Consider the following 25706-nt stretch of genomic DNA (forward strand, 5'->3'; position numbering starts at 1 on the left):
AATAGTATTTATTGCTGAATCAGGTCAATTAATATAGAAATGACTAATTTTTGACTTTTAAGTGAAATTTATGTTAACTGATGGGTAACATCCTTTATTTATATTGTAAGGGTGTTGCTTGTTAATAAAAATAAAAATACATCGTTTAAAATATTGACAGTATAGAAATAGGTAAAATACATATTTTCCCTAAGGCAACATAATATTAATGTTGTTATTTATAAAAAAGAGTAACGATTATGATCGTTACTAGTTTTTATATTAGCAAACATACATAATTGTTTAATCCGAACACAGACAAAATTGAAAATGTTCAAGTCGGATGTTTAGGGGATTATTTCCCCTTGTCATTATACAAATTACTTTAAGTATAAGAAACAAGAATGAATTTGCTAAATAAAAGGGGGAGAAGTACAAGATGAATAAAAGTATAAAAACTGATGAAAAGAGTTTTTGGAAGAAACAATTGACTGGAGTATTAACAAAAGTGAAATTTCCTTATGATCGTTTAGAAGTACACCAGGAAGATAAGGTAAAAAAATTGACGAAAAATTTATCAAAGCAAGCTTGTGATGGACTTCGTCAATTAAGTGGTCATTCCGATTATAAATTGCATGTACTCCTCATCACTAGTTTAAATATATTGTTATATAAATACTCAGGACATGAAGAGATTATCATTGGTTCTCCTATTTATAAGCAAAAAAATAAGAAAGTATTAATAAACACCATTTTGCCCTTGCGTAACACCGTTAAAGGGGAGATGACATTTCAACAACTTTTATTGCAAATTCATGATACTATTTTAAGTGCAAATAAACACCAAAATTACTCAATTGAGAATATGATAAATGAATTAAATACAGAGATAGATCAACAAGGCTTTCCACTTTTCGATGTGATGGTAATTTTAGACGCGATTCATGATAAAGACTATGTACAACATGTAAAAAACAATGTAACATTTATTTTTTCAAAAAATGAAAATGGCCTTTCAGTTACAATTGAATATCGCCCCGACTTATATAAAAAGTCTACAATTGAAAGAATTGCTCAAAACTTAGATCATTTATTACAAGCTATGATGTTTCATAAAAATAATAAAATAAAAGATATTCACGTGTTAGCAAATGAACAGTATGAGGAGATTTTTTCTACTTTTAATAACTATACTAAACTAAACAGTGAGATAAAGACATTACACGAACTTTTTCAAGATCAAGTGGTTAAAACACCAAATCATATTGTCGCCATAGCAGGAAACGAAACGATTACGTATAAGGACTTAAATGAGAAAGCAAACCAGCTTGCTAGAGTACTCAGGGAAAAAGGAATAGCTCGTCAAGATATTGTCGGGATAATGGTTGAACCCTCAATTAAATTGGCAATTGGCTTGTTAGCAATTTTAAAGGCAGGAGGTACATACTTACCACTTGATCCAAATTATCCCAAAGATCGTTTAACGTTTATGATGCAAGATAGTCATGTTCAATTAGTATTGACAGATCATAAAAATTTACACCGCTTGCAAGAAAATGTGAAAAAACTGAATATAGAAAATCAAGCAATTTTTATAGGTGAAAAAAATGATTTAAATATTCGCCAATCTTTACATGACTTAGCATATATTATTTATACTTCTGGATCTACTGGAAAGCCTAAAGGTGTTATGGTTGAACATGAAACCGCTTCCAAAACAATATTATGGAGAAAGGAAGAATATGAATTTACAGAAGACGATGGAATTATACAGTTAGTCCCATATTCTTTTGATGCTTTCGTTGGAGGTTTTTTTGCTCCAATTATTTCCGGCAGTAAAATCGTTTTACTCACTAATGATGAAATAAAAAATCCAATTCAAATAAGGAAGTATATGAAGGAGAGAAAGATTTCTCATTTACACGGAGTTCCACCCATCATTAGTTTAATAATAAAAAAAATAAATGAGGATGAAGCAAGCAGTTTAAAAACTATTACAGTAGGTGGAGATCGAACTCCGGCAAATTTAATAAAATTATGCGCTGAAAAACAGATTGAACTTGTGAACGAGTATGGTCCGACGGAGAATACAATTATCTCAACAATATATAGAAATATGAATGACTATAAAATTATTAAAATCGGCAAACCTATATATGATACCTACATTTATATTTTAGATAAGGATGATAATTTATGTCCGATAGGAGTATGTGGAGAGATTTGTATATCTGGAGGCAGGTTAGCAAGAGGATATTTAAATAGACCTGAACTTACTGCAGAAAAATTTGTTCACAATCCGTTTAAAAAAGGACAAATAATGTATAGAACAGGAGATTTAGGAAAGTGGTGCGATGATGGAAATATTGATTTTATCGGAAGAAAAGACTTTCAAGTAAAAATACGGGGTTTCCGAATTGAACTTGGAGAGATTGAAAAAAAGCTACTAGCTTATACGTTCGTTAAACAAGCTGCTGTTATCGATTGCGAGGATGAAAATGGGGTAAAATATTTAAGTGCATACTTTGTTTCTGATCAAAGATTATCTGTTAATGAAATAAAAGAATTTTTATCTCAAGACCTACCTGAATATATGGTTCCATCCTACTTTATTCAGTTACAGGAAATGCCGATGACAAACAACGGAAAAATTGATCGAAAAGCCTTGCCAACGCCAAGTAATGCTATTAGCCTTGCCTCGCAATATGTCGCTCCAAGAAATGAAATTGAAGAAAAAATTGCCGACATTTGGACTAAAGTTCTTAATGTTAACAAAATAGGAATAAATGATAACTTCTTTTCGATTGGCGGTGATTCCTTAAAAGCAATTCGGGCTGTAAGCATATTATCTGAACAATTGAATATCGAAATAAATGATATATATAAATATCAAACAATTCAAGAGCTAGCCTCACAAATTGATTATTCTCACAAAGGCTTAGCCGCACGGATTGAAGAGCTCAAACAACAATTTGCCACAGCAAGTGAAGTAAAAATAAATGAGGAAAAAGCTCATGATTTAGAGGACCAATATCGATTATATAAGAAGAAAATAGAATTATACAAACAATTAAATCTTACAAAAACAAAAAAATATGACAATATATTGTTAACTGGAGCAACAGGTTATGTTGGAATATACCTTTTAAGAGAACTGATCCATGCAACAGACAGTATGATCCATGTAGTAGTGAGAGGCAAAGACTTAAAAGAAGCGGAGCAGCGTGTTAAACATAAAATTACTTTCTACTTTGGCAATGAATATTTTGATCAAATATCAAAGCGAATAAATATTATAAAAGGCGATATTGAAGATCGTTATTTAGGGCTGGAAAAAAAAGAATATGAAACATTATCTCACGAAATTGATTGTATTATAAATTCAGCAGCATACGTAAAACATTATGGCGATTTTCAAAAATTTTACCGGATAAATGTGCAAGGTACAAATCATTTAATTAACTTTGCAAAAAATCATAAAGTAAAGGATTTTAATCATATTTCTACAACGACTGTCAGTAAAGGGAATATAAAAGGCAAGGATAAAGTGTATTTTTCAGAATTTGAAATGGATATAGGACAAAAATCAAATAGCTTCTATGCGCAAACAAAATTAGAATCGGAAAAATTAGTGATGGCTGCAAGTGAAAGTGGGATCGAGTTTAAAATTTTTAGATTAGGTAATGTTTCATTTCATTACGAAAATGGTACTTTTCAAGAAAACATCGAAGATAATGCAATGTCGAAAACATTGCAATCATTCATTAAATTAAACACTTTCCCTGAATTAAATATTAAAGATTTAAATTTTTCTTATGTCGATCAACTTGCAAAATCGTTTGTACTTCTATTTAATAAAAAAGAGCTTAAAAATGAAGTGTTTCACTTATATAATCCATATAAAGTAAGCATTGTTGATATCGCAAATTTAATCAAGAAAAAGTACAACACGGTTAACATGATAAGTTTTGCTGAGTTTTTGGATTTTATATTAAAAAATATCCATCATGAAGAAATCAGACCATATTTAGATCAAATATTCATGTACTTTCATTTAACAAATAAAAAATCAGATGTTACAGAAACCATATGTTTAAATGAAAAAACAACTTACTTATTAGAAAAAATGAACTTCAAATGGAGTAAACTAAATGAAACAGCAACAAAGAAAATGCTCGACTATTGGGAAAAGGTGAATTTTATTTAAGTGTAATCATTAAAAGTATGCACTAAATAAATGATTTTAAATTAAGCCAACCTTTTCCTCGCATACAACGGTTAAATGAAGGGAGAATAAATGATTGGAAAGTTAATTAATTGTGGCTTTCCAACTTTTATCAAAGGAGTGCTTTAGATTGAATAATTTTCAATGGTTAACAGCGCTTTTTAATACAAGAAAAAAACAACCGCTGATGAATAGGTTTGGCAGAAAAAATAATAATCGGGGAATGCTTTGGGCTTCTTTAATAGGATTAGGAGTAAGTGCAGCAGCTTTTGGATTAAGAAGGAAGCAAAATAATCAATTGCTCCAGCCTATACAAAATATGATTAAAAACTTCCAGCCAAATCAATTACAAAATCAACAATCTTTTGCCGAGTTCTCTAAAGAGTTAATGCCTAATAATAACAACAATCAACAATAAAACAAGATCTATGCCCACCTAATAAGGTGGGCATAAGACTGTTCAAACGCTCGTTTCAAGCCCATCAGTATGTTAAACATAAAAAATAAATTTCGCTTTTTCACCCGACCTCCATTATCGCATAAACTAATACAGAGCTTTATGTTGAATAATTTTACCGAAGAGAGAGGACAATACTTTTAAAGTGAGGTCGTTAATGTGGGAATGTTGCAGCTCTATAAAAGATTCAAGAAGGGGGAACGATTTAAAGGGATTAACGAAATTGATTTAAGAAAATTACCAATAAAACAACCGGCTGATTTAGTTGGTCCTTCTTTAATTATGCAAGAAATGGCTAAAAAACATGCGAAGACGTTAAAAAATAAAAAATAAAAAAACCCACTAACTAATAAATAAAGTGGGCTAGATTTGATCACCAATTTTATTGTAAGCCTAACATTTTTTTAACTAATGGGTCATTTTTACCTATGTGGACAGGTTTGACAATATTTCCTGTGCTAGAAGTATGTACATTTTTTCCTGAAAGAGTAAGTTTTTTTTCAGCTCGTTTGATGACATCCTCTGGTTTGATTGGAGTTTTTACTTTTGACATGATTCATCACTCCTTAATTTTATAATATATGATGAGAACGACACAGTCAAGTAACTGCAAAACATGTTCATTCATCTATCGGGCTTGTAATTGTTACGATATACTCAATGTTCTCTATGTTTTTGTTAATCGTATTATGAAGCAATTCAATTAAATATTTATCAAAAATATCGAACTGATAACGATAGCTACTTAAAACCGTGAACACTTCTTTTTCTTCATGGATATAGTAATATAAAAGGTAGTTTTTCTTTAACAAATGCTCATTATCCACTTTATTTTTAATAACAGCCTCACCAGTTTCTTTTGACTCTTCCATGAGATCAATCAAATTTTCTGGAAGGCTTTCAGAAAAAACCGCATAAGAAAATGGTGCTTCAAAATAATTGCGGTATCCAGTTTGAATTTCCTCAAGAAAATATTGTAAAACCTCAAAAAAATCAATCGATGCATCATTTAAAAATTCAAGTGTTTTGCCAGCTGCTTGTTCGCTTGTTAAATAAGCCATCAACTTCGCTTTTCCTCCGCTCACTTCAACAGTGTGTATCGCAGCTTGTTCGATATTTTCTACTTCAAATTCTAAATTAAAAAATTTAAATCTTTTTAAACGTTTAAACGCTACTGGAATAACAAGAAAGAAAAGCATCCAAATAATAAGTAAAAAAATACCTCGAAAAATAATTTTATTTAATGGAGATTCGACAATTGGTTTTACAACAACATTCATCCAAGTATCTTGTTGATTTATAATTTCCACTTCGGTGTTTTCTGTTTGGGGGTGTAAAAAAATAGCTTTTGGATCATCCTGAACTGTTTCTATTAAAAAAATAGAAGAAGCTATAACCATCCAACTAAAAATTACAACAATTCCTCCTGCGTATATATAGGGAATAAAGAAATTTATCCATTGGAATAATGTTCTTTTTTCGCTAAACATTTGTCACCTCCGTGCATACTATATTTATCCATTTTACCCAATAATAATAAATCAAACAACAAAAAGCAATAAATTTTGAAAATTCAAACGGAATCATTTGGTTGCAATTAGATGGACAAGGATAGATGAATGTAAATCTAATTTCGTTGTAGAGCCCTTTGTTAAATAAATCACAAGTGAAAATGTTATTAAATCCTTTGCTAAAATGGTTAACGTCCGATAATATATAGATATCGGACGTTAGAAATGAATAGTATTGGAGATAGAAAGATGTCAATATTACCGAGTGATCAAATACAATTAACAGGAAGATTAGCAGAAATCAAACATCTTATTGAGGCGGCGAAAAGTAACAATACGAAAAAAGCGTATGAATCAGATTGGAGGCATTTTGAAAACTGGTGTGCGGAAAATACCGTGCAGTCAATGCCTGCTTCAGTTGAAACAGTTTTACTCTATTTAAATGATTTATCGAAAACTTATAAATATAGTACGATTAGACGAAGAATTTCAAGTATTAGTAAAGCGCATAAATTACGTAATCAAATGAATCCGGTACGTCATGATTATATTCAAATGGCCCTTGATGGGATTGGAAAATTAAATGGAAGACGGCAACATTCAAAGCGCGCGATCTTACTTGAAGATTTAAAAAAAATGGTTGATTGTATCGATACTTCTACTGTTATTGGGAAACGCGATAAAGCTTTACTGTTAGTCGGCTTCGCTTTAGCGAGCAGGCGATCGGAGCTTGTCGCGATTAATAGGGAAGATATTTATTTCACAAGAGAAGGAGCCGATATTCGGATTCGGCAAACAAAAACGAACGATGACGATGTCGTAAAGAGTATATTAAAAGTCTCTTCTGCATATTGTCCTGTAGTTGCTTTGGCCGATTGGCTTCAAACAGCAAACATTCAAACGGGCGCTGTTTTCAAAACCGTTGATAAATACGGCAACATATATAATCGAACAACTGATAAAACAGTTGCACGAGTCGTTAAAAAATATGCGGCACTTGCAGGTTTGGACCCATCTGAGTATGCAGGTCATTCATTGCGGAGCGGGTTAGCGACGTCAGCCTCAATGGAAGGGATGAATGACAACAGCATTATGAAACAAACCGGCCATAAAACACGACATATGGTTGATCGGTATATTCAAAGCGGTCAGCGTTATAAAAACAACGCAAGTCATATTTTAAGAAATTTGTAAAGACGATTCCATTTAACTAGCATAAGTTGCTTTTAAAAAAATGATATTTTTGTAATCGTGTAATTGTTTCAATGGTTGTGATAATATTGTATAATTATTAATAAATATGACTGAAAATTAAGGAGATTTTACGATGGAACCACAACAGAGAATTCAAATGACATTGACGAAAACAAAAAAACAAAAACCTAATTTCGCTCAGCTTGAGTTTGGGAGAACATTTACAGATCATATGTTTGTTATGGATTATTCGGAAGATAAAGGATGGCATGATCCGCGTATCGTTCCTTACGAGCCAATTACGTTAGATCCTGCAGCAATTATTTTTCATTATGGACAAACTGTCTTTGAAGGGTTAAAAGCATATATCACAAAAGATCATGAAGTTCACTTATTTAGACCAGACAAAAATATGCAAAGATTAAATCGCTCAAACGAGCGCCTATGTATGCCGCAAATAGATGAAGATTTGGCATTAGAAGCGTTAAAACAATTAATTGCACTTGAAAGAGATTGGATTCCAACTGAAAAGGGAACATCATTATATATTCGTCCTTTCGTTATTTCAACAGAACCATACTTGGGTGTGGCACCTTCAACACAATACCGCTTTTTCATTATCCTATCGCCTGTAGGTGCTTACTATAAAGAAGGGATAAATCCTGTAAAAATCCTCGTTGAAAATGAATACGTCCGTGCGGTTGCAGGTGGAACAGGCACAGCTAAAACAGCTGGTAACTATGCTGCAAGCTTAAAAGCACAAGAAGTTGCCGAAGAAAAAGGATACTCGCAAGTTTTATGGTTAGACGGTTTAGAGAAAAAATATATCGAAGAAGTCGGAAGCATGAACATCTTTTTTAAAATGAATGGCGAAGTAGTAACACCGGCTTTAAATGGCAGTATTTTAGAAGGGGTAACGAGAGATTCAATCATTCAACTTTTAAAATATTGGGAAATTCCAGTAGTGGAACGAAAGCTTGGAATTGAGGAAGTGTATGAAGCATATAAAAGTGGCCAACTGGAAGAGGTTTTTGGAACAGGCACCGCAGCTGTTATCTCTCCGGTTGGTGAATTGCGATGGCAAGATAAAAAAAAATGATTATTAACGATGGACAAACAGGAAAGTTATCGCAAAAAAATTATATGATACACTTACTGGAATTCAGTATGGAACAGAACCCGATCCATTCGGCTGGATTGTAAAAGTAAAATAGATTGCGATTTTCCAAATATTACCTAAAATAAGATATTAGAAATACAATTTACAAAGTCAATAATTGAATGATTCCCCGAAAGATTGCCACGCTTGTCAGCTGAGGCGGAAGGGAATCAGTCGTTTCATAAGTTTGTTTATCAACAGTCTGACACACCGTAAATGACAAAATTTACGGTTTTTTTCTGGGGCAAATACTATAAAAAATGAAAATATGAATGTAAATATATCAGCTTTTTTGAACATAAAAGGGCATCCAATAGCCGAAAATTGACTTATTGGATGCCCTTAACTTTCGCTAGGGGTGAAGGAAATGGAGAAAAAATACGTTCTCATTACTGGGGCATCAAGCGGTTTTGGTCTATTAACAACGATCGAATTAGCAAAGCGCGGATTTTCAGTCATTGCAACGATGAGAAATGAAGAAAAAAAGGAGAAGGTCATTGAATTATGCAAACAATTTCAAGTTGAAAAGCAAATTACCTGTTTACAATTAGATGTAACATGTAAAAAATCATTACAACATTTAAGCGAACATTTAAACCAATTTCCGAAAATTGATATTTTGATTAATAATGCCGGCTTTGCTTTTGGCGGTTTTTGCGAGGAAGTCAGTTTGCAAGAATATAAAGAGCAGTTTGAGACAAATTTTTTTGGCGTCATCGCCGTAACACAAGCTGTATTGCCATTTATGAGGAAGCAAAAACAGGGGAAAATTATTAATTTAAGTAGCATTTCTGGGAAAATCGGTTTTCCAGGGCTTTCACCATATGTCGCTTCCAAACACGCATTAGAAGGTTGGTCGGAATGTTTGCGCCTGGAAGTAAAACCATTTGGAATCGATGTCGCTCTTATTGAACCCGGATCATTTGCCACAAATATTTGGTCAAGCGGCAAAAGAATAGCGAAAAAAGCAAACAACACGAATTCTCCATATGATTTATATATGAAAGCGATAGAAGATCAACTGGAAAAAGGAAAAGAAGAGATGGGTGATCCTAAAGAAGTGGCCTCACTTATCGCTAATATTTGTGAACAAGATAGATTAAAAGCGCTCCGTTATCCAATTGGAAAAGGGGTAAAGCTAGCTTTTTATTTAAAAAAATGGTTCCCATGGACAAAATGGGAGCAGCTTTTTTATAAAAAATTGTTGCATAAAAAAGTTTGATCGACTGGTTCATACTAAAACCAATGTTGTTTTGCCTGTTTTTTAATCGCAAATATTAAGGAAAGTAACAACCAGACTAAATGTAAAGCATAGAAAGGAATTGCATAAACTGAACTTAAGAAAAATGCTAGTGCTGCTGCGGAGCTTGAAAGCACAGTGAATACGACGATTTTATTTGCTCCATTCTTAAAAGCTTTAAATAAGATAAATGCAATCGACATTAATAAAATGTTAATTAAGATTACATCCATAGTTTTGCATTCTCCTTTTTATTGTAATTTCAAGTTAGCACCGGGCTGGATACTAACAATCTGAAAAGTTATTGGCATTTAGCCAATTCCTATAAATGAATGAAAAAGCAAATAATGACGAAAGCTTATCATCCTTACAATTAAATAAAAACATATTAGGGAGGTATCGTTAATTTCTAGTCTGAAGAGGGATTTCAATTGTTAAATGACTGTTTGTCTATTAATTAAGATTAAACCGATGACAATTAAGATCATGCCGATAATTGTGAATAGCTTTATCATATTTCCAAAGATCAAAAAATCTAACATCGCTGTTACTGGCGGGACAGCGTAAAATAAACTAGTTACTTTCATTAAATGGTCTTTTTCGATTAGATAATATAGTAGAAAGGTTGCGCCGACTGAAATAACAATCGTCATCCAAGCGAGTGAAACGGAAAACATCATTGTCCATTCAAGTGATTGTTCAAAAAATAATAATAGTAGGAAAAGGACTAAGGCACCACTGCTGTACTGGATCGCCATGTTTGCAGGCTGGATGATTTTTATTTTTTTTTGTAAAATTGTACCGACTGTTATACATAAAAGAGATAATATCGCATTTAAAATCCCTATTAAAGTAACAGAAGCAATGATAATATTATCAGCGACGACTAATATTAAACCAACCATTCCAAATAATAATCCGAACCACTGAACAGTATTGCTTTTTTCCTTTAAGGCGATTGTCGTAATGATCGGTTGTGCCCCTAATATAATCGTTAAAACGCCCGGGGATACTTCATGATAAATCGCTAAATAGTAGAAAATTTGGTAACCGGTTTGCACACATAATCCCGTAAGTAAAATATATCTCCATTCTTTTATGTTTGTAGGCAGGGCAGTCTTTAAGAAAAAAACCGCAGTCCATAAAATAATCGCTGCAAATAATAACCTTAAAAACAGAAAAGTAAAAGGATCGGCATCACGCAATCCTAACTCAACAAAAATTGCTCCGCTGCTCCACATGATAATAAAGGCAAGACGTACAAACTCTATCACAAACACCTCTCTTCACCAAGTCGATCGATTTGTTTTTATTATATAATGTTGCTTATGATTAGTAAAATTGATATTTTAAAACAAAATAATCGAATTTTTCGATGGAAGGAATGTTTTCATAAATGGAAATTCGCCACTTAAAAACTTTTTTTACGATTGTTCGTCTCGGAAGTTTTACAAAAGCAGCAAACTCACTCCGTTATGCTCAATCGACAATTACATTTCATATTCAATCAATTGAGGAAGAACTGGGGAGCCAAGTATTTGATCGGGTCGGAAAAAAAGTGCAGTTAACTGAAACAGGCAAGCGGCTCTTGCCTTATGCTAAAAAAATATTACATACATATAAGGAATTAAAAGATGCAACGTCACTTAACGGTGAAATTCAAGGAGAGTTAGTCATTTCTGCTTCAGAAGCTTTATTAATTTACCGCCTTCCACTTGTAATTAAAGAATTTAAAGAAAAATACCCGAAGGCTGTGATTCATTTAAAGCATTTAGACCCGACCCAATTAAAAACCGAGTTAATTGATGGCGAAGTCGACTTAGCGTTTCTGTTGGATAAAGAAAGAAAGGAAGAAGGGATCCGCTTTGAACGATTAGTCTCCGAACCGATGATGCTTATTTCAAAAGATGTGATATCTTTAGATCGACCAGATTCAATGAAAGATCGTGTCTTCCTTTTTACTGAAAGCGGATGTAGTTATCGGGTCGTATTTGAAGAACTAATTGAACAATATTTACATCTGAAAGAAACTAACAATCTACAATTTTGGAGTATTGAAGCTTTAAAACAATGTGTTATTACGGGACTTGGCATTTCAATACTTCCTTACATTACAGTCAAAAATGAAATCCAGCAAAAGAAGCTGCAGGCACAACAAATTGATCAATTAATAACGTATATCGCTTTTCATAAAGATAAATCGCTATCCCCAACGTTAAATGTCTTTCTTGAAATACTAAGAAATCATACAGAACAATGGTAAAAATAAATATCAAATGTTTAAGTTGACATTACATGTTAAATAAGGTAGTTTTGGTATGTGTTTTTAAATTTTTCAAGGAGAAAAGTGAACGAATGAAAACTTTTGCAAGAGTGAGCTTAACATTATTATTTTGTCTCTATTTGGCGATTTTGACAAAACTCATTTTATTTAAACATCTTCCTCTAACCGAAATTATGAGCCGTTTTAATTTTACATATGAACAAAATCAGTAGTATTACCACAACTTTATCCCTTTTAAAACGATTACTTATTATTTATTTTTGGCTGATATTAATTTAAACATTCGGATTGAGAATATAGTTGGAAACGTAATAGGTTTTGCACCTTTTGGCTTAATGCTTCCGCTTCTGTCAAAAAAATTCCGCCGGCTTAAAGTTGTTTTACTAGCAACATTTTGTTTAAGTCTAACATTTGAAATTGTTCAGCTTGTATTTCATTTTGGAAGTTTTGATGTTGATGATTTAATTTTAAATACGCTTGGAGGAGTTTTAGGGTACATACCAACCAAACTATTCATGAATAGCAGAAAGAAACTCTCGCAATATATGTAAGTTTATAAGATTAAAAATTTTTAAAGGAAGGTAAACGGTGTTTTTTATGAATAATAAATATATAAAACTAGGAGTTACGATCGACGATCTTGACGCTGTTACAAATGATTTAGAAAACTTGCTGCACATTCAGTTTGCAAAACATGATAGTAGCTATTGGGGCATTTATAATAAAGTCATGCTATCTGATTCAGAAGAAATGAGACTTGGATTTAATTTTGTTGATGAAGATTGGCGGGAGGAAGAGCATAAGGATTGTCCTCTCATACTAGAATTGAATCGCTTAAAACAGCCAGAGAAAATGGTGAAATTTCTTTGCGAGCATCTTCCTTACCTCATTCCTTTAAAGATGAAAGACTTCAAACAAGCGGACAAATAGAAAAAACTAATGATTAATAGCTTACTTTACAAAAGCTTATTTCGATTTTAGCGGAATATGCTTTTTTTGATTACTGATTAAAAGAAGTTTGGAATGAGATACTAGAAAGATTTAAATATTAGCCCAAAGATTTAAGTGACATTGAAGTCTGATATGTTTTAGTTTATCGTTAAAATACTAAATAAGAAAAATGAGCTGACAAAAAGGAGAAAAAGAAATGATCACTTCAGTTATAAAAAAATTACAAGAACAATTAAAGATACATTTTCAGCCGTTTTTAAATCCACCTGCGTCTGAGGACAAAATTAAGGCAGTTGAGAAGGAAATGAACGTAACCTTTCCAGAAGACTTGCGTGCTCTTTATCTGACACATAATGGCGAGAAACAATCGGGGCCGGGATTATTTTTTGGACTTCCTTTTCTTTCGTTGGATGAAATGCTGACAGAATGGAAATGTTGGGTGGGCTTAGAGGAGGATGAAGAACTAAATACGATTGATGCCTACTCAGTACCGCAATTGTGGATTAAAGAAAAATACGCGAACCGTTATTGGATCCCGATCAGTACAGACTTTGGGGGAAATCATCTCGGAATTGATCTTGATCCTGATGAATGCGGAAAAAGAGGGCAAGTCATTAATTTTGGTGCCGATGAAGAAGTAAAATACGTCATTGCGTATCATCTAAGCGATTTCCTCACATTTATCACAAATACACTTAAAGATGGCACTTACACGATCGACGAACAAGAAGGCGATGTAAGTTGGAGCTATGGATCGATTGAACAGCTCCACTTTTTAGATGCCATTCGTACGATGGAACTGCCTGTTCTACATCCGATAGAAAAAAATAGTGCAGATGCCGATGGGTGGTTCGAGCAATTAGATAATGACTGGGTTTCGATTGTAAACGAAATGGCGGTAAATCCACAATCATTTACACAAAAGAAAAATTTACTTTTAATGGGTAAAGAGCTGACGCATATTACACCGCTCACAATATGTACAGATGTAAGGGAGTTGGTTTTAAGCGGCAACTACATTAATAATTTATCACCGTTAAAAGCAATAACTTCTCTGAAAAATTTATATCTTTGCAACAACCCTGTAACGGACTTAAAACCAATTGCATACTTGAAACATTTGCAATTTTTAAATCTTGAAAAAACAAATGTGACTAATATCCAGCCGCTTACTGTTTTATCAGCGTTAAAAATATTAAATATTGCTCATACTAAAATTGCTGATTATTCGCCTTTATCCGAGTGTAAAAAGCTAGAAACATTGACGTGTGCGATTTCTCATATAAAGCAACTTGAAGCTATTGTAAACATTGCTGCTTTAAAGGAGCTGCACATACAAAGATTAGAAAACGTGACGGAAGAAGTTTTAGCGTTATTAGGAAATTTAAAAACATTAAAGTCATTGAAAATCGAAAACGCCACTTTACAACATGTAGATTTTTTACGTAAAAACAATGCGCTGCAACAATTAACATTTACAAATTCAGTAATTAAAGATGCTTCAACGATAGTAAAACTAAGCCGTTTAACGAAATTAACGTTAGAAGGTTCGACAATTGGCAATCTTGAAAGCATTGCCTCTTCAAAATCTTTAACTACATTTACAGGCTCTTTTGCACAATTTTATTTGTTAAAAGATTTATTTATTCAAAAAATAGATTTTTCACAGCTTGTTGGAGAAACATCAGAAGAGGAAAAAGAAATATGGCTTCATTATTTAAGAAAATATTGAATATAATGTTAATTCGGTTGTTTTAATAGGTCTTATTATCTATTTTTTAAAAAACCACCCCTAATATTAATAGATGAACATGATAAAGTGATCGTCTATTTTCTTAAACTTATAGGATATAGACTAACATTTTTCGCTTAAAAAGGTACGTCCTTATTACAGTAGCCCATTTTATTATACTTTCAATTTTTTACCTTTAGTATTAGGCTTAACAACAGCATTAAAACTTTTAATCTTGCTGAATACAGCATCGTCTTCAGTTGATATGTTTAGCTTATTTCTATATGATCACAAGTACCAAAAGACTCAGTTCTAAAAAATAATGGCATGAAGAAATAGTGGCGACCATCGCGTATTTCCTAAAAAACCGCAGTTCATCATCAGTTGCGGTTTTTTGATGTAAATTTTATCTTTCACAAATATGTTAAGCAGCTACTAGAAATTAAACTGACATCTTTAAGCTAAATTCACATGTTAAATTACATGTAAATGTAAATTAAAGCAGATACTATTTCGTGAAATCTATATAAAAGGAGATTGTTTGCGATGACTAAACCAGTAAAATCAGTAACATCACCGAAAAAATTTATCATTGGTCAAAATTTATTAGGAGATCTATCAACGTATACAAAAACATTTGGTGATGATGCTTATGTTATTTGTGATGAATTTATCCTTGAACGTGCAAAAAAAGAAGCGGAAAAATCATTTGAAGATGCTGGTCATAAAAGTGAATTTGTTCAATTTAATTATCAAATTACACAAGAAGAAATTGATCGACACCGTGAAGCAATTAGAAAAACAGGTGCAAATGTAATCGTTGGTATTGGTGGAGGAAAAACGTTAGATACAGCTAAAGCAACTGCCTATTATGAACATTTACCAGTGGTCATTTTCCCAACTATCGCTTCAACAGATGCACCCTGTACAGCACTTGCAGTTATATACAATTCAGATGGTTCATTTGATCGTTACTTATTTTTGCCGGCGAATCCAGATGTAGTATTAGCGGATACAAATATATTAGCAGCTGCCCCGACTCGCTTTTTTGTTGCTGGAATTGGCGATGCCCTTGCTACATATTTCGAAGCACGCGCATGTTATCACAAAAACGGTGATAACTTAGCGAATATGAAACCTTCACTTGCTGGGTTAGGTTTATCGAAAATGTGCTATGACACAATTTTAAAATATGGTCATCAAGCTAAAATTGCAGTAGATCATGGAATTTCTACTCCAGCTGTTGAAAATACAATCGAAGCAACAATTTATTTAAGTGGTGTCGGTGCTGAAGCGGGTGGCTTAGCTGCCGCACATGCGATCCATAACGGAATGACTGCCGTTCCATCTCTCCACAAGGCGCAACACGGTGAAAAAGTCGTATTCGGTTTATTAACACAGCTTGTTTTAGAAAATGCACCAAAAGAGGAGCTTGAAACAGTTATTGAATTTATTAAAAAAGTTGGTCTGCCTCTAACATTAAACGATTTAGGTCTCGATAAATTTAGAGAGGAAGAATGGAGAAAAGTAGCGGAAGATGCGTGTGCTGAAGGAGATACAATGGGGAACATGCCACACCCCGTAACTCCTGACGATGTGTACCAAGCAATCATTGCGGCAAATGCATTAGCTGAATATTATCATGATTAAAATATTCATTTAGATAGGCGGCAAAGTTTCGCCGACGAAAGAATTAACAATCGTTACATTGATTGAAGGGGCAAGTATATATTTAACATGAGAAGGACTGAAAGTGTTTTCCGCTTTGATAAAATTGTAAAACCGTGAATAATGGGGAGCATTTTCAACCGAAAAAAATTGATTTCAGAAAAGATGTTACTAAAAGCAAGAAAATAGTAAAAGGAAAGGATAGATGAACAGGGGATGACACCTGCTTACATCTATCTTTTCTGTCTAACTTAGTTACTGCACCTGTCCGAATCAATTTATAATTTGCAAATTTAAAAGTTTCATTTCACAAAATGAAGGAAACATAGTATACTAATTCCAAGTAAACGAATATGAAATATGAGTTATATGAAGTAAACTACATCCGCTATTACTGAATAGAAGGAGAATAGAGAGGGGGGAAATATATAAGAAAAGAGAATTACAAAAATCTAGTGAGACAAAATTAGCCACTTTTGATTGCCTTCATTATCCTGATTTATACTTTTATAAGTGGTGTAATGAACATTTCAGAATTAATCGTGGTGTATTGAATACGATAGATTGTTGGTTATATACAAATGAAGTAATTGATTTGTATAAGCGGCGTATACTTATTTTACAGTTCCTCAAACATGTAGCAGGAGCTGAGTATAATCCAGAATCTAAATCATTAAAATTTGGGAAGGGTAAACTTGTCACAAAGCTTTCCGCTTTTGTAGCACAATATAAACATCCAGTATCATAATTGTTGTTACAATGATCTGGATAGGAAAGGTCATAACCGGTGAGTCGTGACATTAAACATGAGGTTGTTCAAATAGTTTAAATGAATATTCAATTATTTTAATTTTACAAACAATATAAAACGTCTTATAATAAATCCAAGTAATTATATATGAAAAGTAATATATAATTGTTTTAAAATAATTATTTTATAGGCGATAAAAAAAGCTATTCATTCGAGTTGAAAGGTTAACAAATGAATAAAGCTGACTAGGCAACTAGAGGCTCTCATCTTTATGTGTTTAATAAAGTGAGGGCTCTTTTGTTTATATCTAATTGGATTTCAATTAGAGGAAAAATACTTTTTGGAAAAGGAGATGGAATGATGATGGTGAAAAAAAGAATCTATTTAAATGCATTTGAGATGAATTGTTCTGGTCATCAGTCACCAGGATTATGGACACATCCAGAAGACAAATCTTCCACATACAAAGATGCAGAATACTGGATTCACTTAGCAAAAGTATTAGAAAAAGGATGTTTTGATGCGATCTTTCTAGCGGATGTACTTGGAACGTATGATGTATATGACGGCTCAAGAGATGCAGCTGTTCGCCAAGGAATTCAAATTCCTGTTAATGATCCAGCATTTGTTGTACCGATAATGGCACAAGTAACAAAACACTTAGGTTTTGGATTAACGGCATCTACAAGCTTTGAACATCCTTATGTTTTTGCAAGACGAATTTCAACGCTCGATCATTTAACAAATGGACGTATCGGGTGGAATGTCGTTACATCTTATTTAAATAGCGGAGCTGTAAATGTTGGATTGGAACAACAAATAAGCCACGATAAACGTTATGATATTGCAGATGAATATATGGAGGTTGTTTATAAATTGTGGGAAGGGAGTTGGGAAGACGATGCGGTTGTCGTAAATAAGGAAAGGAGGCTCTATGCAGATCCAAGGAAAGTCCATGATATTCGACATGAAGGTAACTATTATCGTGTTCCTGGTGCACATCTATGTGAGCCATCACCACAACGAACGCCAGTTATTTTTCAAGCTGGAGCTTCAAAAAGAGGTAGGGAGTTTGCAGCAAAACACGCAGAACTTGTTTTTATTAGCTCCCCAACAGTAACAATTGCAAAAAACTATGTTCAATCTTTACGAGAAGAAGCAAACTTAGTCGGCTGCAACCCGAATGAAATAAAAGTCCTCTCCTTATTAACACCAATTATAGGAAAGACTGATGAAGAAGCACATAACAAATATCAAGATTATAAACTTCATACTAGCTATGAAGGGGCATTGGCATTGTACGGAGGATGGAGCGGAGTTGATTTTTCAACCTACCAGCCTAATGAAGAGCTGAAATATGTCGAAAATGATGCTATCCGTTCAAGTTTAGAGGCATTGACACAAATTGATCCGAGGAAAAAATGGACAGTTGAGGAAGTAGCTGATTTTGTTGGTATTGGCGGTATGGGTCAAGTCGCAGTAGGTACACCAGAAAAAGTGGCTGATTTGATGGAAGAGTGGATTCGTGAAACAGGTGTTGATGGTTTTAATATTGCTTATGCAATAAGCCCCGGTACTTTTGAGGAATTTGTTGAATACGTAGTTCCAATATTGCAGAAACGCGGACTTGTTCGAACGGAATATGAACAAGGTACGTTCCGCAACAACCTATTTGGTTATGATTATTTACCTGATCATCATATAGGTCGCCAATATCGAAAAAACCTCTCCTTGCAAACGAATAGCTAAAAGATAACGATACATGAAAAGGAATGAAAGAAGATTTTTAGATTGATTAGGTGACAAGGAGCTAGAAGATTAAGGAAAGTGATTGAAGACAAAGAAATAAGAAGTACTTTTGTGGATTTTTCACGTTCTTATTTATAGCGACATTTTATAGAAAAAGTTTAAGGTGGGCATCAAAAATGAAATTTGGATTTTGGTTACCGATTTTTGGAGGATGGTTACGAAATGTAAAGGAGGAACATATGCCTCCCACATTCGATTATGCAAAAAATGTGATTCAATCAGCTGAAGCGTGGGGATTCGACATGACTCTAATTGCCGAGCTATATTTAAACGATATTAAAGGAATTGAACACGATTCGCTTGAAGCTTGGTCTACCGCTTCAGCTTTAGCGGCAGTGACTGAAAAAATTGAGATTTTAACGGCTATTCGCCCTGGATTTCATAATCCAGCTGTTATAGCGAAAATGGCGGCAAATATTGATCATATTTCAAACGGTCGTTTTACGTTAAATATCGTATCTGCGTGGTGGGAAGAAGAGGCAAAGCAATATGGCGGCATTTTTACAAAACATAACGAACGTTATGATCGAACAGAAGAGTTTATTGAAATATTAAAAGGACTTTGGACACAACAGTCCTTCCGGTATGATGGTGAATTTTATCAAATTGAAAATGCACATCTTGAACCGAAACCAATTCAGCATCCGTACCCGACATTGTATGCCGGGGGTGAAAGCGAGCGAGGAAAACAGGCAATTGTTAATCAATGCGATGCGTATGTCATGCATGGGGGGACGGTAGACGAAATAGCCTTGAAAATTGCGGATATGAAAGAACGTCGAGCGAATGCGGGAAAGGAACCTTTCCAACAGTTTGGAATGGCTGCCTATGTGATTTGCCGAGATTCGGAGAAGGAGGCACAACAAGAGCTACAACGAATTACTAATGTAAAAAAGAGTGCGTCAGGTTATGCGGGGTTTGTAGATTTTACAACGAAATCAAAATTGGAGAAACAAGTAACATTAATGGATTATTCCGTTTCCAATCGAGGATTACGTCCTAATTTAATAGGTACACCGCTTCAAATAGCTGAACGGATTCACGCATATGAAAAAGTTGGTTTGGATTTACTTATTCTACAGTTTTCACCACAACTAGAAGAAATGGAACGTTTTGCAAAGGATGTCATTCCTCTTATAAAAGAAAAATCTTCCGTTGAAAGGGGATTACGAAATGACGGGAAAAATTTATGTCATTCACGAAAATGATGAGTGGACGATTCACTTGACAAAGCGGTTAGATGAGCTTGCCCTGCCATATGAAGAGTGGCATCTTAACGAAGGAATCTTAGATTTAACTGTCAGTCCGCCAGAAGGTATTTTTTATAGTCGAATGAGCGCATCATCTCATACGAGAGGACATCCATTTGCTCCAGAACTAACTGAGGCTGTCATAGCTTGGTTGGAGTATTATGACCGAAAAATCATCAATGGCAGTCGTGCGCTCAGACTTGAAGTAAGTAAGGTCAATCAATATACAGCTCTTGAAGCAGCTGGAATTCGTACACCAAATACAATAGCAGCTGTAGGTAAAGAGCAAATTATTCGTGCTGCTAAAAGGTTAGATGCTGCTTCTTTCATTACAAAACATAATCGTGCAGGAAAAGGATTAGGGGTACAGCTATTTCATTCAATAGATGCGCTTAATGAATACGTAAAAAGTCCAAGGTTTGAACTGTCGATTGATGGGATAACCTTAATTCAGGAATATATTCAAGCACCTGAACCATATATTACTCGCTGTGAATTTGTAGGTGGAAAATTTGTTTATGCGGTTCAAGTAGATACATCAGAAGGATTTGAATTGTGTCCTGCAGAGGCTTGTCAAATTGAAGATCTGTTTTGTCCAGTTGGAGAAAAACTTCCTACAAAAAAGCCAAAGTTTAAAATTATAGAGGATTTTCAAGAACCTATTATTGAAAAATACGAATCTTTTCTAAAGCAAAACGACATTCAAATTGCGGGCATTGAGTTTATACGGAATGATCGCGGAGAGCTTTATACGTACGATGTTAATACAAACACAAATTATAATGCGGATGCAGAATTTGCGGTAAAAAAATTTGGCATGCTTGAAGTTGCTAAGTTTTTAGAACAGCAGTTAAAAACGTTGACATCAACTGTAAAAACGAATTATTCATATAAATGAGAAAAAAAACAAACTGACTAGATCACTAGAGGTTCGTGTTAATCCTTTCCATCAAAGGATATCATGCGCACCTCTTTTTTAATAAGTGTTAGGGGGAGATAGTATGAGTTTACAATTTGCTTATTGGGCACCTAATGTGAGCGGGGGATTAGTCATTTCAAATATACAACAGAAAACCGGTTGGTCATTTGAGGATAATAAACGTTATGCTCAAATCGCTGAAAATAGTGGTTTTGATTATGTTTTGTTACAAACACGTTTCATTGCAAGTTATGGAGCTGAAAATCAATTAGAAGCCTCAGCGCTTGCTTCTGCCCTAGCTGCATCAACAGAGAAGATTAACATTATTACGGCAGTATTACCTGGATTATGGCATCCAGGTGTCATGGCTAAAATAATTTCAACCATCGATCACATTAGTAACGGTCGTGCTTCCATTAACATTGTTAGTGGTTGGTTGAAAGGGGAGTTTAATGGCTACGGTGAACCGTGGTTGGATCATGATGAACGTTACCGTCGTTCTGAGGAATTTATTAATGTACTTCGTCAATTGTGGTCAAAAGAAATCGCGAACTATCGTGGTGATTTCTATCGATTGAATGATGCACCTTTAAAACCAAAACCGATTCATCCGCCGAAAATATTTCAAGGTGGAAATTCCCGAGCTGCAAAGGAAATGGCGGGTCGTGTTTCGGATGTGTACTTAATGAATGGAGGTTCATTAGAGGAGATAAAGGAACAAATTAATGAAGTAAGGGGATATAGAAAAAAGCATGGTGCAGGTGACATTCAGTTTGGTGTAAATAGCTTTGTCATTGTTCGGGATACAGAAAAAGAAGCAAAACAAGTGTTGCGAGATATTGTGACAAACGCAAATGAAGAGGCGGTTCAAGGATTTAGAGATTCTGTCCAGGCAGCTGGATCATCTTCGCCCGAAGGAAAAGGAATGTGGTCTGAATCGACTTTTGAAGACTTAGTACAATACAATGATGGTTTTAAAACAGGACTTATCGGAACAGCTAAGCAAGTTGCTAATCGAATTGTCGAATTGAAAAAAATCGGTGTAGATATTGTTCTGACAGGATTTTTACATTATGAAGAAGACTTAAAGGCTTTTGGAGAAAAGGTGATTCCTTTAGTAAGAGAGAAAGAGCAACAACAATTGGAAGAGGTTTTAAAATAATCACTATGAAAATATTTTCACCAAGATCAGTAAAATGGTGGAATATATTTAACATTAAATCTATTGAAATGGAGTGAAATCAAATGTCTGTTAAAGATAAAGTAAAACAACAGATAGAAAAAAATTCAGGTACATTACCTACCTTCTCAGAACCCGTAAAAGTAGGATCTATAGAATTAGAGCAACTGTTGATAGCAATTGAGCAAAATGCAAAACAACGTAGAGAACGCGGTAAAGAAGAAAGACCTTATTATGCTATCGAACTTATTAAGGAATCGAGATTAAGTGCTCTTCGGTTACCCGTTGAACTGGGGGGCGGAGGTGCTAGCATCCGTGAATTATTCTATGTACTGATTCGATTAGCTGAAGCGGACCCCCCCGATGTGGCACATAGTCTTCGCTATCATTATTATCAAGTAGAACAATTTCTTCGTGCCCCTGTTAGTGATCGGAAAGATAGATGGTTAAAAAGAATTGCAGCAGGAGAAATAATCGGAAATGCGTTTACTGAAATTTCAGCAAGAAATGTAGGAACTTATACTTTTGACACATCTTTAACTCCTGATGGCTCGGGCTATCGATTAAATGGTACAAAGTATTTTAGTACAGGTACAGGTACTTTGTTTGCAGATTGGGTTGACGTTTTAGCTTCAAATTGGAAAGGAGAAACAGTTTCCGCACTCATTCCGACGAATCGAGAAGGCGTTATGATGAAGGATGACTGGGATGGGATAGGACAGCGATTGACTGGAAGCGGCACTACTATTCTAAATAATGTTTTTGTAAATGAAGAGGAAGTGACAATCACTCAGGAGACTGATACACCGTTTAATTCACATTTGCAACTCTTTTTACATGTTGTTATTGCGGGTATATTGCGTAATGTCGTAACCGATGCTAAGGATTTAGTTCATAGTCGGAGACGAACATTTACCTTTGCAGCTGCTGAAACAGCCGCTGCTGATCCACAATTACAACAAGTAATAGGAGAACTTTCAAGCATTACTTTTGCTGCAGAGGCAATCGTACTTACAGCTGCAGAAGCACTCGATGCTGCTGTTAATTCAGCAGTTGACGGTGTTATTGATTATGGGCTAAGTCATGAAGCTTCACTTCAGGCAGCACAGGCAAAAGTCGTGATTGACAAACTAGCTTTAAAAGCTTCCACGCTTCTTTTTGAAGTGGGAGGAGCATCAGCCACAAAACAATCGGCACATCTTGATCGTCATTGGCGCAACATTAGAACGATCGCTTCGCACAATCCAACGGTTTATAAAGCGCGTGCCATTGGAAACTATGTTGTAAATGGTACAGAGCTTCCTATTCAAGAAGTTTATTTTTAAGATCGATTCTCGATAAAGCGAGTGACGGCGGTAGGCGTTCATAAACCTAAAATGAAATTTGGAGGGGTAAGAGATGAACAGTGTAGTAACAGAAAAAAATATTTTTTCAAGAAGTTATGTAGAGAAAATTCGAACAAGCATTGCGCCGATTATAGAAAATATGATTAAGCCAAATGCGAAGATGATTGACAAGGAAGGGAAGTTTCCTCGAGAAAATCTAGTAGCGCTTGCGAAAGAAGGATGGAATTCTGTCACTCTTCCTGAAAAATGGGGAGGTTTAGATTTAGGATATTTAGGTTTTTCAATTGCTGCTGAAGAAATCGGGAAGGTAGATGCATCAACAGCTTTAGTTTATGCGATGCATATTGGTGCAACACAAGTAGTAAATCTTTATGGAAATGATGATCAGAAAGAAAGGTGGCTGTTGCCGATTCGGGAAGGATCGATTGGAACTTTTTCAATTAGTGAAAAAGCAACAAGGGGTCACGTCTGGTTTAATTTAAGTCAAGCTGAAAGGGCGGAACAGGATTATATTATTAATGCTGAAAAATCTTTTACAACTAGTGGGGGTCAAGCGGATTTTTATATTTTACAAACTAGAACGCCCGAAACAACAGATCCTAGTCGGGTTAGTTACTTCATTGTAGATGGTCATAGTAAGGGGATTTCAGTAAAACCATGGAAGGCTTTAGGTGTACGGGGGAATCATAGTGGTCCAATTTCGTATCGCAATGTCAAAGTAGAACGGCGTGATTTAATTGGCAATGAGAAATTAGGAAATGAAATTATGGATGAGGGAATTAATCCTATCTATTTAGTCGGCTTGGCATCAGCATGGCTTGGTGTCGCACAAGGTGCGTTAAATGCGGCTGTTGAACATGTAACGAAAGCTGTGAATAAAGGTTTCAATAAAAATCTTGCCGACTATCAAGTCATTCGTCAAAAACTAGCAGAAGTTAAAATGCAAATCTCGGCATTAAAGGCCTGGCAGTTAGATTTAGCAAGGCATCACGATGAATTACTAGCAGAAGGGAAATCTCTTAGTGAATTGGCGATAGAAGTAATTGAATTTAAGGTTCAGACCTCGGAGTTAGCCGATTTTGCAGCAAGGATTGCAATGGACGTAGCAGGTGGCTATGGTTATCAAGAAGGAATTTTTGAAAGATTGTATCGCGATGCACGAGCAGGCATTCCGATGGCACCATCAAATAATATTGCCCGTGATCAAGTAGGGAAAGATTTAGTTGGCTTGCCATTGGAGTTATGGAATGAGGGGAATAATGGATCTTAAAAGCAAAAGTAGATAGTTTGAACAAAAAGCCTACGGAAATGATCTTTTTAAATGAACATACAGAAGTAAACAAAGCATTCTATTCATTCTTTTCTAATTATTCAAAACAACAATGTATAAAAACAAGCAAACGGATTCGATGGAATGATTTTCTTTACAGTAGATAATGAAGAAGCAATACTTAGTATTTTAAGCTAAAGTCTTGGACAGTTAGTCAAAATGACGGACTCATATTCTTCATTGAAGATGAATTGATTCATTTATCAATCGGATTGAAAAAATAAAGTAGTTATTATTAGATGACAATATGATATTAATTTTTTAAAAAAATTAAAGTCTGTTTTACAAAAATGTATGGTGAAATAGATGGATGTAAAGGCAATAAAATCTTTCCTTACTATTATAAAATGTAGGAGTTTCCAACGCGCCGCTGAAAAATTAAATTATGCTCAATCTACTATTACAACGCACATTAAAAATTTGGAAGTAGATTTAGGCATTACGTTAATTGAAAGAGGAAGGGAATTAAAATTAACAGAAGCAGGGATGTTATTACATGAAAAAGGGGACTTTCTTTTAAAGGAATTAGACAGCCTTTAATGTGCAATAGAAGCATTAAAAAATGAGGAAGCCGGTGTTATCAGGATTGGGGTAATGGAGCCCGCCGCTAGCTTTCGTTTTCCGATAGTGTTGCAATTATTTACAGAAAAATATCCAACGGTTCGGATAAGAGTTCTAATGCATCAAGTAAATAAATTACATGAAATGCTCCAAAATGGAG

General features: G+C 34.4%; 22 protein-coding genes and 2 pseudogenes. 20 read left to right on the forward strand and 4 right to left on the reverse strand.

The window, feature by feature from the left end; translation table 11 throughout:
• Positions 1 to 418 precede the first annotated feature (418 nt).
• The 3 genes from K6959_RS07550 (at position 419) to K6959_RS07560 (ending at position 4994) form a co-directional block, all read left to right on the forward strand.
• A complete protein-coding gene (locus K6959_RS07550) occupies positions 419 to 4186 on the forward strand; it encodes a non-ribosomal peptide synthetase (protein WP_223088073.1) in 3768 nt (1255 codons plus the stop codon).
• A 148-nt stretch (positions 4187 to 4334) separates the two neighbouring features.
• Positions 4335 to 4622 (forward strand): hypothetical protein, encoded by a 288-nt coding sequence (locus K6959_RS07555; RefSeq protein WP_163240823.1) that lies wholly within the window; start codon positions 4335 to 4337, stop codon positions 4620 to 4622.
• 198 nt (positions 4623 to 4820) lie between these two features.
• On the forward strand, positions 4821 to 4994 hold the full coding sequence (locus tag K6959_RS07560; protein ID WP_223088074.1) for a hypothetical protein: 174 nt from the start codon (positions 4821 to 4823) through the stop codon (positions 4992 to 4994).
• Positions 4995 to 5043: 49 nt separating this feature from the next.
• On the opposite strand, the gene K6959_RS07565 is transcribed toward K6959_RS07560, so the two are convergent.
• Complete coding sequence (locus K6959_RS07565; protein WP_163240827.1) at positions 5044 to 5214, reverse strand: M20 family metallopeptidase; 171 nt, start codon at positions 5212 to 5214, stop codon at positions 5044 to 5046.
• 67 nt (positions 5215 to 5281) lie between these two features.
• On the reverse strand, positions 5282 to 6151 hold the full coding sequence (locus K6959_RS07570; RefSeq protein ID WP_163240829.1) for a hypothetical protein: 870 nt from the start codon (positions 6149 to 6151) through the stop codon (positions 5282 to 5284).
• Between the two features lie 270 nt (positions 6152 to 6421).
• Between K6959_RS07570 and K6959_RS07575 the strand changes: the two genes are divergently transcribed.
• The 3 genes and pseudogenes from K6959_RS07575 to K6959_RS07585 all read left to right on the forward strand — a co-directional run bounded on the left by K6959_RS07575 (position 6422) and on the right by K6959_RS07585 (position 9747).
• Positions 6422 to 7366: a site-specific integrase gene (locus tag K6959_RS07575; RefSeq protein ID WP_163240831.1), complete on the forward strand. Its 945-nt coding sequence runs from the start codon at positions 6422 to 6424 to the stop codon at positions 7364 to 7366.
• 133 nt (positions 7367 to 7499) lie between these two features.
• Positions 7500 to 8580 (forward strand): annotated as a pseudogene (locus tag K6959_RS07580) (branched-chain amino acid aminotransferase).
• Positions 8581 to 8892: 312 nt separating this feature from the next.
• Positions 8893 to 9747, forward strand: coding sequence for an oxidoreductase (locus K6959_RS07585; protein WP_163240835.1), 855 nt, complete (start codon positions 8893 to 8895; stop codon positions 9745 to 9747).
• Between the two features lie 14 nt (positions 9748 to 9761).
• Here K6959_RS07585 and K6959_RS07590 read toward each other — a convergent pair whose 3' ends face one another.
• Together K6959_RS07590 and K6959_RS07595 are read right to left on the reverse strand one after the other, a co-directional pair.
• Positions 9762 to 9998: a hypothetical protein gene (locus K6959_RS07590; protein ID WP_163240837.1), complete on the reverse strand. Its 237-nt coding sequence runs from the start codon at positions 9996 to 9998 to the stop codon at positions 9762 to 9764.
• A 201-nt stretch (positions 9999 to 10199) separates the two neighbouring features.
• Positions 10200 to 11039 (reverse strand): DMT family transporter, encoded by an 840-nt coding sequence (locus K6959_RS07595; RefSeq protein WP_223088076.1) that lies wholly within the window; start codon positions 11037 to 11039, stop codon positions 10200 to 10202.
• Positions 11040 to 11161: 122 nt separating this feature from the next.
• Between K6959_RS07595 and K6959_RS07600 the strand changes: the two genes are divergently transcribed.
• The 14 genes and pseudogenes from K6959_RS07600 to K6959_RS19815 form a co-directional block, all read left to right on the forward strand.
• Positions 11162 to 12028 carry a LysR family transcriptional regulator gene (locus K6959_RS07600; RefSeq protein WP_163240842.1) on the forward strand — a complete coding sequence of 289 codons (867 nt, stop codon included), beginning with the start codon at positions 11162 to 11164 and terminating at the stop codon, positions 12026 to 12028.
• A gap of 281 nt (positions 12029 to 12309) precedes the next feature.
• Positions 12310 to 12600: a VanZ family protein gene (locus K6959_RS18960; protein WP_246234571.1), complete on the forward strand. Its 291-nt coding sequence runs from the start codon at positions 12310 to 12312 to the stop codon at positions 12598 to 12600.
• 37 nt (positions 12601 to 12637) lie between these two features.
• On the forward strand, positions 12638 to 12979 hold the full coding sequence (locus K6959_RS07610) for a hypothetical protein (RefSeq protein WP_163240844.1): 342 nt from the start codon (positions 12638 to 12640) through the stop codon (positions 12977 to 12979).
• A gap of 217 nt (positions 12980 to 13196) precedes the next feature.
• Positions 13197 to 14732, forward strand: a complete 1536-nt coding sequence (locus K6959_RS07615) for an SMI1/KNR4 family protein (protein WP_223088077.1) — start codon at positions 13197 to 13199, stop codon at positions 14730 to 14732.
• Positions 14733 to 15278: 546 nt separating this feature from the next.
• On the forward strand, positions 15279 to 16382 hold the full coding sequence (locus tag K6959_RS07620) for a glycerol dehydrogenase (RefSeq protein ID WP_163240851.1): 1104 nt from the start codon (positions 15279 to 15281) through the stop codon (positions 16380 to 16382).
• Between the two features lie 568 nt (positions 16383 to 16950).
• Complete coding sequence (locus tag K6959_RS07625) at positions 16951 to 17148, forward strand: hypothetical protein (protein ID WP_223088079.1); 198 nt, start codon at positions 16951 to 16953, stop codon at positions 17146 to 17148.
• 366 nt (positions 17149 to 17514) lie between these two features.
• Entirely contained in the window at positions 17515 to 18900 is a 1386-nt protein-coding gene (locus K6959_RS07630; RefSeq protein ID WP_163240884.1) for an LLM class flavin-dependent oxidoreductase, read from the forward strand.
• A gap of 176 nt (positions 18901 to 19076) precedes the next feature.
• Positions 19077 to 20168, forward strand: coding sequence for an LLM class flavin-dependent oxidoreductase (locus K6959_RS07635; RefSeq protein ID WP_163240855.1), 1092 nt, complete (start codon positions 19077 to 19079; stop codon positions 20166 to 20168).
• Positions 20134 to 21108 carry an ATP-grasp domain-containing protein gene (locus K6959_RS07640; protein ID WP_163240857.1) on the forward strand — a complete coding sequence of 325 codons (975 nt, stop codon included), beginning with the start codon at positions 20134 to 20136 and terminating at the stop codon, positions 21106 to 21108. The genes K6959_RS07635 and K6959_RS07640 overlap by 35 nt, the downstream gene beginning before the upstream one ends.
• Positions 21109 to 21211: 103 nt before the next feature.
• The gene (gene sfnG, locus K6959_RS07645; RefSeq protein WP_163240859.1) at positions 21212 to 22291 is read left to right on the forward strand and encodes a dimethylsulfone monooxygenase SfnG; all 1080 of its coding nucleotides are present in this window, start codon (positions 21212 to 21214) and stop codon (positions 22289 to 22291) included.
• Between the two features lie 83 nt (positions 22292 to 22374).
• The gene (locus K6959_RS07650) at positions 22375 to 23634 is read left to right on the forward strand and encodes an acyl-CoA dehydrogenase family protein (RefSeq protein WP_223088080.1); all 1260 of its coding nucleotides are present in this window, start codon (positions 22375 to 22377) and stop codon (positions 23632 to 23634) included.
• 73 nt (positions 23635 to 23707) lie between these two features.
• Positions 23708 to 24925, forward strand: coding sequence for an acyl-CoA dehydrogenase family protein (locus K6959_RS07655; protein WP_163240864.1), 1218 nt, complete (start codon positions 23708 to 23710; stop codon positions 24923 to 24925).
• 366 nt (positions 24926 to 25291) lie between these two features.
• Complete coding sequence (locus K6959_RS07660) at positions 25292 to 25525, forward strand: LysR family transcriptional regulator (protein ID WP_163240866.1); 234 nt, start codon at positions 25292 to 25294, stop codon at positions 25523 to 25525.
• A 54-nt stretch (positions 25526 to 25579) separates the two neighbouring features.
• Positions 25580 to 25666 (forward strand): annotated as a pseudogene (locus tag K6959_RS19815) (hypothetical protein); the annotation flags it as partial.
• Positions 25667 to 25706: the final 40 nt, after the last annotated feature.

The sequence above is a fragment of the Bacillus aquiflavi genome, assembly GCF_019915265.1.
GTDB classification, from domain to species: domain Bacteria; phylum Bacillota; class Bacilli; order Bacillales; family Cytobacillaceae; genus Bacillus_BT; species Bacillus_BT aquiflavi.

What these genes read in the sequence shown, in the direction of transcription:
- K6959_RS07550 (WP_223088073.1), top strand. Translation starts at nt 419, where the DNA reads ATGAATAAAAGTATAAAAACTGATGAAAAGAGTTTTTGGAAGAAACAA.
- K6959_RS07565 (WP_163240827.1), bottom strand. Translation starts at nt 5,214, where the DNA reads ATGTCAAAAGTAAAAACTCCAATCAAACCAGAGGATGTCATCAAACGA.
- K6959_RS07570 (WP_163240829.1), bottom strand. Translation starts at nt 6,151, where the DNA reads ATGTTTAGCGAAAAAAGAACATTATTCCAATGGATAAATTTCTTTATT.
- K6959_RS07575 (WP_163240831.1), top strand. Translation starts at nt 6,422, where the DNA reads ATGTCAATATTACCGAGTGATCAAATACAATTAACAGGAAGATTAGCA.
- K6959_RS07585 (WP_163240835.1), top strand. Translation starts at nt 8,893, where the DNA reads ATGGAGAAAAAATACGTTCTCATTACTGGGGCATCAAGCGGTTTTGGT.
- K6959_RS07590 (WP_163240837.1), bottom strand. Translation starts at nt 9,998, where the DNA reads ATGGATGTAATCTTAATTAACATTTTATTAATGTCGATTGCATTTATC.
- K6959_RS07600 (WP_163240842.1), top strand. Translation starts at nt 11,162, where the DNA reads ATGGAAATTCGCCACTTAAAAACTTTTTTTACGATTGTTCGTCTCGGA.
- K6959_RS07615 (WP_223088077.1), top strand. Translation starts at nt 13,197, where the DNA reads ATGATCACTTCAGTTATAAAAAAATTACAAGAACAATTAAAGATACAT.
- K6959_RS07620 (WP_163240851.1), top strand. Translation starts at nt 15,279, where the DNA reads ATGACTAAACCAGTAAAATCAGTAACATCACCGAAAAAATTTATCATT.
- K6959_RS07630 (WP_163240884.1), top strand. Translation starts at nt 17,515, where the DNA reads ATGGTGAAAAAAAGAATCTATTTAAATGCATTTGAGATGAATTGTTCT.
- K6959_RS07635 (WP_163240855.1), top strand. Translation starts at nt 19,077, where the DNA reads ATGAAATTTGGATTTTGGTTACCGATTTTTGGAGGATGGTTACGAAAT.
- K6959_RS07640 (WP_163240857.1), top strand. Translation starts at nt 20,134, where the DNA reads ATGACGGGAAAAATTTATGTCATTCACGAAAATGATGAGTGGACGATT.
- sfnG (WP_163240859.1), top strand. Translation starts at nt 21,212, where the DNA reads ATGAGTTTACAATTTGCTTATTGGGCACCTAATGTGAGCGGGGGATTA.
- K6959_RS07650 (WP_223088080.1), top strand. Translation starts at nt 22,375, where the DNA reads ATGTCTGTTAAAGATAAAGTAAAACAACAGATAGAAAAAAATTCAGGT.
- K6959_RS07655 (WP_163240864.1), top strand. Translation starts at nt 23,708, where the DNA reads ATGAACAGTGTAGTAACAGAAAAAAATATTTTTTCAAGAAGTTATGTA.
- K6959_RS07660 (WP_163240866.1), top strand. Translation starts at nt 25,292, where the DNA reads ATGGATGTAAAGGCAATAAAATCTTTCCTTACTATTATAAAATGTAGG.